Annotated in this window: 15 protein-coding genes and 1 tRNA gene; 6 read left to right on the forward strand and 10 right to left on the reverse strand. The window is 36.7% G+C overall.

What is annotated here, in order from left to right; genetic code table 11:
• Positions 1 to 415 precede the first annotated feature (415 nt).
• From DX009_RS07150 to gap, 3 genes are all read right to left on the reverse strand, one after another.
• On the reverse strand, positions 416 to 1,354 hold the full coding sequence (locus tag DX009_RS07150; protein WP_115083512.1) for a diacylglycerol/lipid kinase family protein: 939 nt from the start codon (positions 1,352 to 1,354) through the stop codon (positions 416 to 418).
• A 25-nt stretch (positions 1,355 to 1,379) separates the two neighbouring features.
• Positions 1,380 to 2,309 (reverse strand): tRNA (adenosine(37)-N6)-dimethylallyltransferase MiaA, encoded by a 930-nt coding sequence (gene miaA, locus DX009_RS07155; protein ID WP_115083513.1) that lies wholly within the window; start codon positions 2,307 to 2,309, stop codon positions 1,380 to 1,382.
• A gap of 83 nt (positions 2,310 to 2,392) precedes the next feature.
• Positions 2,393 to 3,412, reverse strand: a complete 1,020-nt coding sequence (gene gap / locus DX009_RS07160; protein ID WP_115083514.1) for a type I glyceraldehyde-3-phosphate dehydrogenase — start codon at positions 3,410 to 3,412, stop codon at positions 2,393 to 2,395.
• A gap of 244 nt (positions 3,413 to 3,656) precedes the next feature.
• Between gap and mscL the strand changes: the two genes are divergently transcribed.
• Positions 3,657 to 4,040: a large-conductance mechanosensitive channel protein MscL gene (gene mscL / locus DX009_RS07165; RefSeq protein ID WP_006044512.1), complete on the forward strand. Its 384-nt coding sequence runs from the start codon at positions 3,657 to 3,659 to the stop codon at positions 4,038 to 4,040.
• A 165-nt stretch (positions 4,041 to 4,205) separates the two neighbouring features.
• Here mscL and guaA read toward each other — a convergent pair whose 3' ends face one another.
• From guaA to DX009_RS13520, 4 genes are all read right to left on the reverse strand, one after another.
• A complete protein-coding gene (guaA, locus tag DX009_RS07170; protein WP_115083515.1) occupies positions 4,206 to 5,747 on the reverse strand; it encodes a glutamine-hydrolyzing GMP synthase in 1,542 nt (513 codons plus the stop codon).
• A gap of 45 nt (positions 5,748 to 5,792) precedes the next feature.
• Positions 5,793 to 6,590, reverse strand: a complete 798-nt coding sequence (locus DX009_RS07175) for a nucleotidyltransferase family protein (RefSeq protein ID WP_115083516.1) — start codon at positions 6,588 to 6,590, stop codon at positions 5,793 to 5,795.
• Positions 6,591 to 6,713: 123 nt separating this feature from the next.
• Positions 6,714 to 8,255: a RapZ C-terminal domain-containing protein gene (locus DX009_RS07180; protein ID WP_115083517.1), complete on the reverse strand. Its 1,542-nt coding sequence runs from the start codon at positions 8,253 to 8,255 to the stop codon at positions 6,714 to 6,716.
• A 21-nt stretch (positions 8,256 to 8,276) separates the two neighbouring features.
• Positions 8,277 to 8,420, reverse strand: a complete 144-nt coding sequence (locus DX009_RS13520) for a hypothetical protein (protein ID WP_245944603.1) — start codon at positions 8,418 to 8,420, stop codon at positions 8,277 to 8,279.
• A gap of 609 nt (positions 8,421 to 9,029) precedes the next feature.
• Here DX009_RS13520 and DX009_RS07190 point away from each other — a divergent pair.
• From DX009_RS07190 to DX009_RS07210, 5 genes are all read left to right on the forward strand, one after another.
• Positions 9,030 to 10,274, forward strand: coding sequence for a sigma-54 interaction domain-containing protein (locus DX009_RS07190; RefSeq protein WP_115083518.1), 1,245 nt, complete (start codon positions 9,030 to 9,032; stop codon positions 10,272 to 10,274).
• Positions 10,275 to 10,314: 40 nt separating this feature from the next.
• A complete protein-coding gene (locus tag DX009_RS07195) occupies positions 10,315 to 10,785 on the forward strand; it encodes an LptE family protein (protein WP_370992415.1) in 471 nt (156 codons plus the stop codon).
• A 35-nt stretch (positions 10,786 to 10,820) separates the two neighbouring features.
• Entirely contained in the window at positions 10,821 to 11,591 is a 771-nt protein-coding gene (locus DX009_RS07200) for a tetratricopeptide repeat protein (protein ID WP_115083519.1), read from the forward strand.
• 7 nt (positions 11,592 to 11,598) lie between these two features.
• Positions 11,599 to 11,976 carry a preprotein translocase subunit SecG gene (gene secG / locus DX009_RS07205; protein WP_006044503.1) on the forward strand — a complete coding sequence of 126 codons (378 nt, stop codon included), beginning with the start codon at positions 11,599 to 11,601 and terminating at the stop codon, positions 11,974 to 11,976.
• Between the two features lie 88 nt (positions 11,977 to 12,064).
• A tRNA-His gene (locus DX009_RS07210) sits at positions 12,065 to 12,141 on the forward strand.
• Between the two features lie 690 nt (positions 12,142 to 12,831).
• Here the strand turns inward: DX009_RS07210 and DX009_RS07215 are convergent.
• The 3 genes from DX009_RS07215 to DX009_RS07225 form a co-directional block, all read right to left on the reverse strand.
• On the reverse strand, positions 12,832 to 13,746 hold the full coding sequence (locus DX009_RS07215; protein ID WP_115083520.1) for a hypothetical protein: 915 nt from the start codon (positions 13,744 to 13,746) through the stop codon (positions 12,832 to 12,834).
• 189 nt (positions 13,747 to 13,935) lie between these two features.
• Positions 13,936 to 14,268 (reverse strand): hypothetical protein, encoded by a 333-nt coding sequence (locus DX009_RS07220; protein ID WP_115083521.1) that lies wholly within the window; start codon positions 14,266 to 14,268, stop codon positions 13,936 to 13,938.
• A 32-nt stretch (positions 14,269 to 14,300) separates the two neighbouring features.
• Entirely contained in the window at positions 14,301 to 14,732 is a 432-nt protein-coding gene (locus DX009_RS07225) for a hypothetical protein (protein WP_115083522.1), read from the reverse strand.
• Positions 14,733 to 14,811: the final 79 nt, after the last annotated feature.

Consider the following 14,811-nt stretch of genomic DNA (forward strand, 5'->3'; position numbering starts at 1 on the left):
ACTATATAAAGCCATTGTCGGCTACAATCGTAGAACCTGCACACCTTACACCCTCTCACAGCAAACTTGTGTGTTTATCCACTAACACCAGTCATTTCTTAACAAAACACTATAGATATTCTGCCAAAAACTTATAAGCTATCCATAAAAAGCTTATAAGCTATTCACAAAAAGCTTATAAGCTATCCATAAAAAGCTTATAAGCTATCTACAAAAAGCTTATAAGCTATTCAACAGAATCTTATAAGTTTCTATTAAAAAGCTTATGAATAATTGGGAAGAAATGAATAGTGATACAAAAAAAAGTCTATTGCTTTGGTTGAAGAATAGACTATACTTACATCAGCAACAGATGCTGAATGGAAGAGTAATTAAGCCGTTAAGCCTCTATTTACTATAAGGCTTTGTGGAGTTGTTATGCAGGAATCAAGAAGTTTATTACTTCCTTTTCCACAGTTACTTTGAAAGGTCCAGCAGGTGTTTTCGGCATCAATCTGCCATCAATACCAACAAGTGTGCGCGGTTCAACATGCATCGTAACCTCTTGTGTGCGATAGGGGTGCACACTTTTATAATTTAAGAATCGCCCTCGCAAGAAGAGATAAATACCTTCAAAAAGCTGAGTAACCTCTGAGTGATATACCACCGACACATCTAACAAGCCATTATACGGCACCGCATTAGGCGTTTGTCCATAGCCGAGAGCATTGCCAATACAAACAGTAGTAACCTTACGTTTTATCTCATCGGTATTAATCTTAAGATGCATATAGAATTCCATACGCTGGAAAAACAATAGAATGAACGAAAAGATGAACGAAAGGCTACGCGAACCAAACAAATTACGAGTGCGACGACGTAGATTCATAATGGTAGCAATAAGTCCAATGTTAATACAATTCAGGAAATAGCGATGACAACTGTCGCCTTCTCTATTCTTATAGCGAATACAGCCAAGGTCAATCTTACGCACCCTACGAGCCTTCAGCCACTCTATGGTTTGTTCAATATTGTCTTCATCGAAGCCCCAAAAATGGGCAAAATCGTTCATAACACCATTAGGAATTACCCCCAACGCAATACTTTCGCGCACCTCCCTCTTTTCTTGCATTAGGCAATTCACAGTATCGTTAAGTGCCGAGTCGCCACCAAAAATAACAATAGTACGATATCCATTTCCTATCATCATACGAACTAGACGATCAACCCCAGCCGAACTTTCACTCTGAACCATATCAAAGTCAATATTATGTGCCTTTAAACAGGCCTCAACACGTTCCCAACGCTTTTGTGGACTACTCAAAACTCCACCTTTTGGACAATAAAGTATGCCCCATCTCTTCTCGTCTACCATATTATATTAAATTCCTTTCTGCTTTCTAAACCTCTTTCAAAAGAGCCTGCACATACGCTATTTTTTCATTCAATGGTGTTGCAGCATCAATCCAATGAATATTGAAACCACGCCGTTCCATTCCTCTGAACCATGTCATTTGTCGTTTAGCAAACTGATGTATAGCAATCTCCAAGTTACGATACATCTCATCGTAACTTAATTTGCCAATAATATATTGTGTAACAAACTTGTATTCCAAACCATAATAGATAAGGTCATCGGCAGAAATACCCGAATTGAGTAACGCCCGCACCTCGTCTACCATACCTCCATCTAATCGTGCTTTCAAGCGTTTACTTATTTTGCGCCGACGCTCATCGCGACTAATATCTACCCCTATAATAATAGAATCTACAGCAGGCATTAAACGGTCAGGAGTTGGATTCTCAAGTTCAAAAGTCTCTATCTCAATGGCACGAATAGCACGATTATTAGTATCAACATCGGTACGATTGTGCATTGCCGAATGGTTTCTTTTCTTTAAATCAACAAGTATATTGGTAAGTTCATCGAGCGACTTTCCAACTAACGAAGCACGCAAAGCATCGTTCTGAGGCACAGGAGAAAGAGCATAACCCTTTAGCACAGCTTCTACATAAAGTCCAGTTCCACCACACAGAATAACAGGTTTGCCACGTGCAATAATATCTGTATAAGAAGCCAGAAAGTCTTGCTGATACTGAAAGAGATTATATTTTGTTCCAGGTTCCGCAATATCAATCAAATGATAAGGTATTTCTATACCGTCCACCTTGTAATCTGCAAGGTCTTTCCCCGTGCCAATATCCATACGCCTATATACTTGGCGACTATCGGCACTAATAATCTCAGCCCCCATTGAGGCAGCTAACGCAGTAGCAAAAGTTGTCTTTCCACTTGCAGTTGGACCTATTATCGTAAGCATTTTGTTCATTTACCGCACAAAAATAATAAAAAAAAGCCATTCGGCAAGACCCGAATGGCATTTTAATATTGTTTTCTTACGAAATCAGAGACTTAGCCATTAACTTTCGCCATGTGCTTAATCAACTCGATAACTTTGTGTGAGTAACCAATTTCGTTATCGTACCAAGATACAACCTTAACGAAAGTATCAGTCAAAGCAATACCAGCCTTTGCATCGAAGATAGATGTACGTGGGTCGCCAAGGAAGTCAGAAGAAACAACAGCATCTTCTGTGTAACCAAGAATACCCTTCAATTCGCCTTCAGAAGCTTCTTTCATAGCAGCACAAATTTCTTCGTACTTAGCAGGTTTAGCCAAGTTTACAGTGAGGTCTACTACAGAAACGTCCAATGTAGGAACACGCATTGACATACCAGTAAGTTTACCGTTGAGTTCAGGAATTACCTTACCCACAGCTTTTGCTGCACCTGTTGAAGAAGGAATGATGTTGCCAGAAGCAGCACGACCACCACGCCAGTCCTTCATAGAAGGTCCATCTACAGTCTTCTGTGTAGCTGTTGTAGAGTGAACAGTAGTCATCAAACCATCTTTGATACCAAACTTATCGTTCAAAACCTTAGCGATAGGAGCCAAGCAGTTTGTTGTACAAGATGCATTAGAAACAAACTGAGTACCCTTTACATACTTATCGTGGTTAACACCGCAAACAAACATTGGAGTGTCGTCCTTAGAAGGAGCTGACATTACAACGTACTTAGCACCAGCTTGTATATGAGCTTGAGACTTCTCCTTTGTTAAGAAGAGACCAGTAGACTCAACTACGTACTCTGCACCAATTTCGTCCCACTTCAAATCAGCAGGGTTGCGCTCTGCAGTTACACGGATAACGTTACCGTTTACTATAAGCTGAGACTTCTCAACATCAGCTTCGATAGTACCATTGAATATACCGTGCATTGTGTCATACTTCAACATATAAGCAAGATAATCCACTGGGCAGAGGTCGTTAATACCAACTACAACTACTTCTTTAGCGTTTGCCTCTTCAAGACTTGCGCGGAATACGAAACGACCGATACGGCCAAATCCGTTAATACCAATTTTAATCATTTGTCTTTATTTAAAGTGAATACTAAACTATAATACCTAAAATTAATTATTACCTAAAGTCTAATCTAGTGAAAAGTAACTTTTTACCTCTCGTATGCTGCAAAGTTACAAAAAAGTTCTTATATTTGCAACCGAAAAGAGTATTAAACATTATTAAATAAAAAAGTGTTTGCAGGATAACTTGACTTATATTAACAAAATAAGATTATTGCTTTTTCTTGCGGCATTACTAAAAAATTAATTTATGGGTATCCTTAAAGAATTTAAAGAATTTGCCATGCGTGGTAACGTTATGGACATGGCAGTTGGTGTTATCATTGGTGGCGCATTTGGGAAAATTGTATCTTCATTGGTAGACGATGTTATTATGCCAGTTATCGGTGTATTAACAGGAGGAGTAGACTTCAGTAAATTGAGCCTAATGGTTGGAGATGCAGAAGTTAAATATGGTATGTTTATTCAGAATATTATAGACTTCCTTATTATTGCTATCTGTATTTTCTCAATGATAAAGGTAATGAATAGTATTTCTGCAAAGAAGAAAGAAGAACCAGCAGCACCTGCAGAACCTTCGAATGAAGAAAAATTACTAAGTGAAATTCGCGACTTATTAAAGAATAAACAATAAGAAGAAGGCTTCAAAAGTTACTTATAGGTTGTTTATAATAACTTATATGGACTTCTGGAAGAAAAAAATAGAAAGAACAAAGGCGCATCGTTTATGGTGCGCCTTTAATATTTATATACTATTTAGTTAAACATTTTCCTTGAGATATTAGTATCTTACTATAACTTATTCCCACTCTATGGTTGCAGGTGGTTTAGAAGAGATGTCGTAACAAACACGGTTTACTCCTTTCACCTTATTAATTATCTCGTTCGAAACTTTTGCCATAAAATCGTAAGGAAGTTGCGCCCAGTCGGCAGACATAGCATCGGTACTGGTCACGGCACGCAAAGCTACAGGATGTTCGTAGGTGCGTTCATCGCCCATAACGCCAACACTGCGAATTGTAGACAATAGAACGGTGCCTGCTTGCCATACTTTATCGTAGAGAACTTCTCCATCTTCACAAATGTAGTTGTGCATATTCTCGATGTAAATGTCATCAGCATCTTGCAGAATACGTACTTTCTCACGAGTAATATCTCCAAGAATACGTACAGCCAAACCTGGTCCTGGAAATGGATGGCGCTTTATTAAATGCTCTGGCATACCTAACTCGTAGCCCACACGGCGCACTTCGTCTTTAAAAAGCCACTGTAGAGGTTCGCAAAGTTTCAAATTCATCTCCTTAGGAAGCCCTCCTACATTGTGATGGCTCTTGATAACCATACCCGTAATGCTTAAACTTTCAATACGATCGGGATAAATTGTACCTTGTGCCAACCACTTCGCATCGGTTATTTTTTTAGCTTCAGCATTGAATACTTCTACAAAATCGCGACCGATAATCTTGCGCTTTTGTTCAGGATCAGTAACCCCAGCTAAGTCGCTAAAGAATTTTTCTGATGCATCAACACCAATAACGTTTAATCCTAAGCCTTCATAAGCTTCCATTACTTTTGCAAACTCATTCTTACGAAGCATACCATGATCTACAAAAATACAGGTAAGATTTTTTCCTATGGCTTGATTGAGCAAGGTTGCACATACCGATGAATCAACACCTCCAGACAGTCCGAGTATCACACGGTCGTTTCCCAACTGTTCTTTCAATTCTTTTACGGTTGTTTCCACATACGAAGCGGGGCTCCATTCTTGCTTACTACCACAAATATCTACCACAAAATTCTTTAAAAGAAGAGTTCCTTGTGCTGTATGGAATACCTCTGGATGGAACTGAACTGCCCACAGAGGTTGCGTTGTCGAAGCATAAGCAGCAAATTTCACATCGCTCGTAGAAGCTATAATTTTGCAGTTTGAAGGAATGTCTGTAATGGTATCACCATGACTCATCCATACTTGAGAGTTACTATCAAAACCGCGAAACAGTGGATTTTCTGTGTCCACACTAGTTAAATTAGCACGTCCATACTCACGTGTACCCGTTTGTTCTACTTTACCTCCGTTTTTATGCGAAATGTATTGCGCACCGTAGCAAATGCCAAGTACAGGGACTTTCCCTACAAACTGGTTTAAATCTACTTGAAATGCTTCGGGATCATGAACCGAATAGGGAGAACCAGAGAGTATAACGCCAATCACCGATGGATCGTTTTTGGGAAACTTGTTGTATGGAAGTATCTCACAAAATGTGTCTAATTCACGCAATCGTCTACCAATTAGCTGCGTTGTTTGTGAGCCGAAATCCAAAATGATGATCTTTTGCATATATTATTTATTGTTATTTCTTCTATTTTATTATAGTTGTTCTGTTTAATATCCTAATTGTTTTACGAAAGCATCAGCCGCTGCAAGTGTATCCAATTTACCAACATCCATAAGTTTAAGGTCGTTTTTCACCTTTCCAACGAAGTGTAAATCCTTTGCATACTGCAGATAAAAGTCCATTATGGGGAATTTCGCAGAATATTCGTTCATCGCTTCAAATACTTTGTTGCCTATAACATGTATTCCAGAGAAAGCAAAAAGTGTATACCCATACTGTTCGTTGGTAACGTTGTTATTGTCGTAAGGTTGCGTAAAGGTGAGTTCATGCAAGGTTTCGTATGGCGATTTCACTTCGCCTGTATCTACATTTGTCCATCCTACTAAACGCATATCCTTATTAAAAATAAGATAACGTTTCGTTTTTCTTAAACTTACAAGTAGAACTGCATCAACCTTTTGCTCTATTTCTGCTTCACAAGCGTAATTGTATAACGCACGTAAGTCTACATTGCTAAGTATATCTACGTTATGAATAAGTACAGGTTCGCTAGTGTTGAAAAATGGTGCTGCATTTTTTATTCCACCACCTGTATCAAGCAACATTTCTGTTTCATCAGAAACACAAATATCTACACCGAAATCGTTCTGCTGTAAATATTCAATGATTTGATTGGCAAAGTGGTGTACGTTCACCACGATACGCTTACTACCTGCTGCTACCAGATTTTTAAGAGCATATTCTATAAGCGGTTTGCCTCCAACTCTTACCAATGCTTTGGGTATTTTGTCGGTAAGAGGTTTCAGACGCGTGCCAAGTCCGGCGGCAAATATCATTGATTGCATTGTATTCTGCTTTTAATGCGTGCAAATTTACTAATTAAATCTCAGACAGCAAAGAAATAAACTTATAACCTTAATTATATATGTTAAGTGCCAAAGCAAGGAGAATAACCTTCTTAATCTCTTTTATCTTCTCGCTAAAGTTTGTTTTATACCCTGTTCGCGATGTATAATATGCACTTCTATACCATACTTTTTGTTTAAATGTTCTGCCAAATGTTGAGCACAATATACGGAACGGTGTTGTCCTCCCGTGCACCCGAACGAAAACATAAGGTTTGTGAAACCACGCTGCATATAGCGTTCTACATGGTGATCGGCGAGTTCGTAGACTGGACGAAGAAATTCTACGATTTCACCATCGTCTTCTAAGAAACGAATAACAGCCTCATCAAGTCCCGTTATCTTCTTATAAGGTTCGTAACGACCAGGGTTGTGAGTGCTACGACAATCGAATACATAACCGCCACCATTACCAGAAGTGTCTTCAGGAATGCCTTTCTTAAAAGAAAAGCTAAATACCCGCACCACCAATGGACCTTTTCCATCGTATTTGGAGAACGTGGCGGGACCGTCTAATGGGTTTGCTGTGTACACATCTTGCTCGGCGATTTTATAACCATCGGTTCTATTCTTTGTAGTTTGGACCGTCTTCTTAAATTGTGGCAATTGTGTTAGTTCCCGCAGCAATGTAAACAGATATGGATAAGGAAACATTTTCTCACCCAAATCTAATACGTCGCTGAGGTTTTGAATGGCTGGTGGAATGGATTCTATGAAGTGTTGTTTTCGTTCAAAGTAGCCACGAAAACCATACGCACCCAACACTTGCAACAAACGGAATAGTACAAAGAGAGAAAGACGATTAACAAAATGGCGTTTCGATGGTACTTCAGTAAAATGTTTCAGACTGTTATAATAATCGAAAACCAATTCGCGACGTAACTTAAACGGATATTTTGCACTTGCTTGCCATAAAAATGAGGCAAGGTCATAATAGTATGGACCTTTACGACCGCCTTGAAAATCAATAAAGTGAGGATTTCCTTTACTATCGAGCATTACATTGCGTGCTTGGAAATCGCGATATTGAAAGGCTTCTATCTTCTCCGATGTAAGGTCTTTTGCAAACATTCGGAAGTTGGCTTGTAGCTTTAGTTCATGGAAATCTATTTCGGTTGCTTTCAGAAAGCAGTATTTAAAGTAGTTCAAATCGAAGAGAACGCTCTCTTCGTTAAACTCTGCTTGGGGGTAACAATAGCTATAATCTAACCCACGTGCCCCACGAAGCTGAAAGTTAGGTAGTTCTTTTATGGTTTTGCGTAACAGTTCTTGTTCGGCTAAATTATATCGTCCGCCTGCCTCTCTCCCACCTCGAATAGCATCGAAAAGAGATATTACACCCAGATCGGTCTGTAAATAGCACATTTCATCAACAGAAACAGCAAGCACATGGGGCACAGGCAACTGTCGTTTAGCAAAGTGTTTGGCAAGATAAATAAAGGCATAGTTCTCGTCGCGACTCGTACCTATAACACCAATTACCGTTTTTCCTTCACTATCAGTAAGGCGATAGTATGCTCGATTACTGCCTGCACCTGCCAATTTTTCTACATTTGCAGGAGCGCTACCTGCCCATTTTCTGTATAGTTCTACGAGTTTCTCCATCACTCTGTTAATATTTATCTTTTAATTTGTGCCTTCTTCTTCGTTTTCTTTCTCTTCTTTTGTATCTCGTTCTATTTCTTTTAAAATTTCTTCTGCTTGTTTTTTACCTTGTTTTTTCAGTTCATATTCGCGTAAGAAACCGTCTATAAGTAACAAGATAACCATTATGCCAGAAGTTATCAAGATACTTTTTGTTATTATGTAAAGCCCCCCTATGATTCCAAAGAAGACTATAAACATTTTCCAATTAAGCTTTATCTTCATGCTACAAAGTTACTCAAAAGTTTTTAGATAACGAGAAATGAGGTCAGAATTATTAGCATTTGCTAAGGTTGAAATTTTATAGCACACCCCTATAAACCCAACCAGGACATAAAAAAAGAAGGAGAAATAGAAGCAGAAATGTAGCTCCACTTAACAGTTTGGCTATCAATGCAATACAAAAGACATAGTTTTTATATTGTAAAAACCACCATTTTACACGCTAAAAACCATACTTTTGCAACGTAAAAACCATACTTTTGCGTTGCAAAAGTGTTGTTGCATAATTATAATTCCATTTGTATAAGAATTTAAACAGGATATGAATATAGAGAAATCCTATATCTTTTATAACAATATCGTAACAATACAGCGTATCATTATTCGCCATTTAAAATAGACAAAGACACTTGTTTGCCGTTTCAAATAAATAGGAAAGAAAGTTCTTAGAGTTTGTTAAACTCTGCCAAAGTTGCAGAATTTAAAAAATAAATAGGTAAATTTGTCAGCAGAATGAATAATATTGAACTTCAACACATAAAGCAACGTTACAACGTTGTGGGCAATTGCGATGCACTAAACAGAGCTTTGGATATAGCATTGCAGGTTGCACCCACCGACTTGTCTGTACTTATAGTAGGCGAAAGCGGAGTGGGTAAAGAGATAATTCCTCATATCATTCACGATAATTCGCCACGAAGACGAGAAAAATATTTTGCAATTAATTGTGGATCAATACCAGAAGGAACTATTGATAGCGAACTTTTCGGACACGAAAAAGGTTCGTTTACAGGAGCTATTGGCGAAAGCGATGGATATTTTGGTATAGCAAACAAAGGAACTATCTTCCTCGATGAGGTAGGCGAACTCCCCTTAGCCACCCAAGCAAAACTGTTACGCGTATTAGAAACTGGCGAATATATAAGAGTGGGAGGTCAAGATATACGTAAAACTGATGTACGTATAGTGGCAGCAACCAATGTAAATATGCGTAAAGCTGTTAGTGAAGGAAAATTTAGAGAGGATTTATTCTACCGATTAAACACAATTCCTATCCAGATGCCTCCACTCCGCGACCGTGGTGAAGATATTCTTTTGCTGTTCCGACTCTTTGCTATGCAAATGGCAGAAAAATACCATCTTCCAAAAATAACATTGTCTGAAGATGCAAAGAAGATACTATTGCACTATAAATGGCCGGGAAATGTACGACAATTGAAGAATATTACCGAACAGATGTCGGTGCTAAGTGAGCAACGTGAAATAACTGCAGAGATGCTAACCAACTTTATTCCACGCGATTCAGACACTACACAATTAGCAATTATAGGCAAAGATGGAGAGCATAACTACGAAAGTGAACGCGATATACTATATCAAATATTGTATGAATTACGTGGTAACGTAAGCGATTTGCGACGTGATTTAAACAATGTTAGAAAACAGTTAGAAGAAACACGCGCATTAAACGGAGCGCAAGGGTTTGAACCTTTGCCCGAAGAACATCATAACACAATGCCTATCCCTCGCAAACATACATTATCAGAAACATCTCCTTCAAATGGTTTAGTAGAATTTGCAGATGCAGAAGAAATATCAGAACCCGAGATATTAAATCTGAGTGATGTGGGCAGACAAATGGTAGAGAAAGCTCTGGAACGCAATAATGGTAATAGGAAAAAGGCTGCACAAGAATTAGGAATAAGCGATAGAACACTCTATAGACGAATAAAACAATATGGTTTGGATAGTAAATAAGTTAAGAAAAATACACCTTATATATATAATAGTAGCATTGATGGGACTCACAGCTTGTTCTGTGAGCTATAAATTTAATGGAGCAAGCATCAATTATACTAAGGTGCATACTATCCAAATAGCCGATTTCCCTATTCGTTCAGCTTATGTTTGGGGACCAATGGGACCAATGTTCAATAATAAACTGAAAGATATGTATGCCAATCATACTCGTTTGGAACAGGTGAAACGTAATGGCGATTTAAAGATAGAGGGCGAAATAACACAATATCAACAACGCAATAAAAGCGTATCAAGCGAAGGTTATTCTGCACAAACAGAATTGTCTATAACCGTAAACGTACGTTTTGTAAATAACACAAACCATAACGAGGATTTTGAAAAGCAGTTTACAGCAACAGCAAGCTACGATACAACTAGAAGTTTAAATTCTGTACAAGAAGAATTGGTAGAGCAAATGATAAAGGATTTGACAGAACAAATATTCAATGCAACTGTTGCTAATTGGTAATAATACTGAAACAAACTCTGTAAAGCAAAAGAAAAATGGATATAGCGCATTATTTTAATTATCCAGAAGAACTGAATAAGGAAACATTATACGATCTTCGGAAGCTTATAGCTATCTATCCGTTCTACCAACCAGCTCGTATACTGCTTCTAAAAAACTTATTCTTGTTACACGATGCAACTTTCGATGAAGAGTTGCGACGTGCAGCTATCTACATTACAGACCGTAGAGTGCTTTTTAATCTTGTTGAGGCAGCACATTGTCAACTACATATCGAAAAAACACAAGAAAGTGTTCTACAACCTGCAAAAGGTCAGGAACAAACAGAAATATCTACCAATAGAACAGTATCACTTATTGATAATTTCCTCGAACAAATTCCCAATATTCCAGAAAAGGAAGGAAAAGAACACAGAAAGCCTACTCCTATTGATGCAACTGTAGACTATGTGGCTTTCTTAATGAACTCGAAAGAAGAAGAAAAGAAAGAAAATGAAACACCAGAATTACGAGGACAAAGCTTGATAGATAATTTTATTCACAACGAAGGCGGAAAAATTATCTTACAAGAAAACACAGAATACGAACCAGAAGACATAGACGAAACCGATGAGGAAATAGCTACAACAGAAGATAATGGCTATTTTACTGAGACTTTAGCACGTATATATATAAAACAAGGAAGATATTCTAAAGCCTTGGAAATAATTAATCGATTAAATTTGGTATATCCAAAAAAAAATCGTTACTTTGCAGACCAAATTAGATTTCTACAGAAATTAATAATAAACAATAATAAAAAATAACATAGAAATGTATACGCTTTTAGTAATACTCATCGTTATTGCAGCTATCTTGATGATTGGTGTAGTTCTAATTCAAGAATCTAAGGGCGGAGGGTTATCATCAAACTTCTCCTCTTCTAATGCCATTATGGGTGTCCGCAAAACTACCGACTTTGTTGAAAAACTCACTTGGGGTTGCGCTATCTTTATGGTTGTGCTCAGTGTAATATCAACTCGTATTGCACCACAAGCAACAACAGACCAAAGTGTAATCGAAAAAGCAACAAAAGACGACGGAGCAACAAACCCAAATAACCTACCTAATTTTGGCGCAAGTCAACAAAAACAAGCAGCTCCTGCAGCACAAGGACAGCCAACAAAAGCTCCTGCAGCTCCTGCAAAATAATGAATAATAATAAAAAGTGCGAATTTTATTTGCATAAAACAAATAAAGTTCGTAACTTTGCAATCGCTTTTTAAAGCAATAATATATGGTGGACGTAGTTCAGTTGGTTAGAGCGTCAGATTGTGGTTCTGAATGTCGTGGGTTCGAGTCCCACCTTCCACCCCATAAAAAACAAGCGGAAATCCAATAAAAAAAGGATTTTCGCTTTTTTTTGTGTTTCATAAATAACACTCAATCTCTATAAGTATTGCTTAAATACTACAAGTGAAGCCAGAATATTAACTAAATATTGATTGAAATATGGCTACGTTTAAGGCAATAATAAATATGATTACGAAACAATACAAAAAAAATAGAGGCGACTAAAGCCCCTAAATAGATTGGCGAAGGAGTTGAACCTTGCAATATGCAGCCTTTCGGGTGCCCCGCTACCGATGCGACCATCAACCCATTGCAAATGTAAAGAGAATATTCGATAAAAGCAAATTATAATCGTTAAAAGATATGGCAGGACCAGTGCGATATCTAATTAAAAATTTAGGCGTATAAATCAAAATCTACTAATATCTAAAACAAAACAGACTGATGCCTAAGAAGAATACAACAGATATCTGTTACACGAGTAAATATATCCAGCTAATTTTCCTAAACATTTGAGTTGTTCTATTAGATTGTTTAGTAAACAGCAATCACCCTCTATAATTTTCCCACATATCTCTCTATTGAATCATTATTCTTCCTATCTGTTTATACGAAATATACAAATCTATTTATGGTTACGCTTATAGTAAATAATAAGTCTCCTGTTTAAGTAATTCACAATAAAAGTATTTCTGTCTTATCACTCAATGATGGTTAAAAGATAATCTGTACATCACTGCCATGTTTTTTCTTTATCAAATCCACCACTTCCTCTATTGTATACTTCCGCTGGTTTTGAATAGTGAGGAAAACTATCTGAAACATTACGTCCAAATCTTCATTATATCCAGTTGGAATCTTAGGACTTTTTGCCATATTAGTAGAAAACAATTCGTTTTTGATTTGAGGAACATCTAATCCCAAATATTTGCGCACCTTTTGCAAATTAATCAGCTCCATAGGAATCATTCCTGAGGTCAAAAACTCTTCATTTTCCCATTTCTCACCACGCTGTAATCCTATACCTTTCAAATGATATTCACACAGTTCGTCCCAATAACTATTATCTATTTGTGAAAGATCTTTCCAATTATCAATAATTTTTTGATAGATACCATAACCAGTTCCATAGTTCATAACAAGTTCTTTCACCGGATTATACCCAAGCCATTTCTCCAATAGAAAATGAATCAATTGCGTACTCGCATACAGTTTTTGTTTCTTAAAATACTTATCCGACAAGTTTTGTTCGTTTGTCAATATAGATAAAAGAAAATCAAACAATTGGTCTATTAAGTCTTTCCGTTCTACATATAAAGCATACGCAAGAGGAAAGCTCATTTCCTCAATCCAATCGGCATTACTATGACCATTTGTTAAAAATACAGCTGTTCTTTCAAAATATTTCCAACAGTCTTCATCTCCTTGAAACAAAAGTTTCTTAGCCTTAATATGTGTACTATTTGGAATTCCAGATAAACACAATCGTACTGTTTTTATATTCTTACGCAAATCTTCTTTTTGGGTATAAAGATCGTACATATTCAAAAAAGTCTTTACGCTCTCATCCCTATCAATAGGCTCAGCATATTTATAATGCTTAACAGCCCTATCTATCCATTTTTTCATTATTCGAATTATAACATAACAGAATGTAACTCTATATTTATCCAAAGAAACTTGTTATTATACGTTATTAAAGTGTGCAGTTTCAAATGCAACCATTTATTTTTGTTCATCTGAAAACTATTCCACTATGCAGCACATACTTTAACTTCTGCTAAAAGTTCCCCCAACTCAACAATTTTTTTATTGTTCTCAACTATCTATACCCATCAAGAATAACTCTTGTAAGTCTCCACTTATCACATTTCCGTTTATTGTAAGTTCAAAATCGCCTTTTTGGTTTGCAAATGAAGAAATATTATCTAACTTTCCAAATATCATAGATACCACATCTTGCATAACCATTTTTGTAAAAGTCTGCATTTGTTGTTTTTGTTCTTCGTTTAAACTATGATATAATTCCTTGCTCGCTTTCCAATTTTTATCTGTCCCAACTATCGAATTAGGAAGCGTTTTAAAATAATACTCAAACGTTTCCTTAAAAACTTCATCTTTTACGTTACTTACAAATTCTTCTGCGGTCATATTCGTATTGCCGTTTCTATATTTTTATAATATTATGAGTGTAAATCTATTAAGTGCTGCGCTTGTTTTTTTAGATAATCTGGAATTTCCATCTTTAAAATACTTTTCAGCATTTCCATATATCCTTCTTTTTCTTTAGTATCAGAAGTTCCGTTTATTATTCTGTTCAACATCCACAACGTATAAAAAGTTGGTTTTCTGTTTAACGACTTAAATAATTCTTCTTCTAATCCTTTCTTATAATGTTTTTCTAACGTGTGTACTATTTGCCCAGGCATACCAAAATCGAAATCAGAATTTTCCTCAAGAATTCTGAAAAGTGGGTCCATAAGTATTGCTGTATCCCAACCTTCATTATTCAATTCTATTATGTCTTCACACAATGCGTCTAAATCACTTATGTTAGAATCATCAATCGTATCAATAATTTCTATCTCTTTTTTTATCTCATCTATTTTATCCATATATACTATTTTTGTATTCTTATTACCACGTTATAGTTCATTACCATACAAAAGTAAAGAAACTTAGACAACCGAACAA

This window comes from Prevotella pallens (genome assembly GCF_900454935.1).
GTDB lineage: Bacteria > Bacteroidota > Bacteroidia > Bacteroidales > Bacteroidaceae > Prevotella > Prevotella pallens.

Excerpts from the sequence above, each read along its gene's own strand:
- DX009_RS07150 (WP_115083512.1), bottom strand. The coding sequence starts at position 1,354 with ATGGTAGACGAGAAGAGATGGGGCATACTTTATTGTCCAAAAGGTGGA.
- miaA (WP_115083513.1), bottom strand. The coding sequence starts at position 2,309 with ATGAACAAAATGCTTACGATAATAGGTCCAACTGCAAGTGGAAAGACA.
- gap (WP_115083514.1), bottom strand. The coding sequence starts at position 3,412 with ATGATTAAAATTGGTATTAACGGATTTGGCCGTATCGGTCGTTTCGTA.
- mscL (WP_006044512.1), top strand. The coding sequence starts at position 3,657 with ATGGGTATCCTTAAAGAATTTAAAGAATTTGCCATGCGTGGTAACGTT.
- guaA (WP_115083515.1), bottom strand. The coding sequence starts at position 5,747 with ATGCAAAAGATCATCATTTTGGATTTCGGCTCACAAACAACGCAGCTA.
- DX009_RS07175 (WP_115083516.1), bottom strand. The coding sequence starts at position 6,590 with ATGCAATCAATGATATTTGCCGCCGGACTTGGCACGCGTCTGAAACCT.
- DX009_RS07180 (WP_115083517.1), bottom strand. The coding sequence starts at position 8,255 with ATGGAGAAACTCGTAGAACTATACAGAAAATGGGCAGGTAGCGCTCCT.
- DX009_RS13520 (WP_245944603.1), bottom strand. The coding sequence starts at position 8,420 with ATGGTTATCTTGTTACTTATAGACGGTTTCTTACGCGAATATGAACTG.
- DX009_RS07190 (WP_115083518.1), top strand. The coding sequence starts at position 9,030 with ATGAATAATATTGAACTTCAACACATAAAGCAACGTTACAACGTTGTG.
- DX009_RS07195 (WP_370992415.1), top strand. The coding sequence starts at position 10,315 with ATGGGACTCACAGCTTGTTCTGTGAGCTATAAATTTAATGGAGCAAGC.
- DX009_RS07200 (WP_115083519.1), top strand. The coding sequence starts at position 10,821 with ATGGATATAGCGCATTATTTTAATTATCCAGAAGAACTGAATAAGGAA.
- secG (WP_006044503.1), top strand. The coding sequence starts at position 11,599 with ATGTATACGCTTTTAGTAATACTCATCGTTATTGCAGCTATCTTGATG.
- DX009_RS07215 (WP_115083520.1), bottom strand. The coding sequence starts at position 13,746 with ATGAAAAAATGGATAGATAGGGCTGTTAAGCATTATAAATATGCTGAG.
- DX009_RS07220 (WP_115083521.1), bottom strand. The coding sequence starts at position 14,268 with ATGACCGCAGAAGAATTTGTAAGTAACGTAAAAGATGAAGTTTTTAAG.
- DX009_RS07225 (WP_115083522.1), bottom strand. The coding sequence starts at position 14,732 with ATGGATAAAATAGATGAGATAAAAAAAGAGATAGAAATTATTGATACG.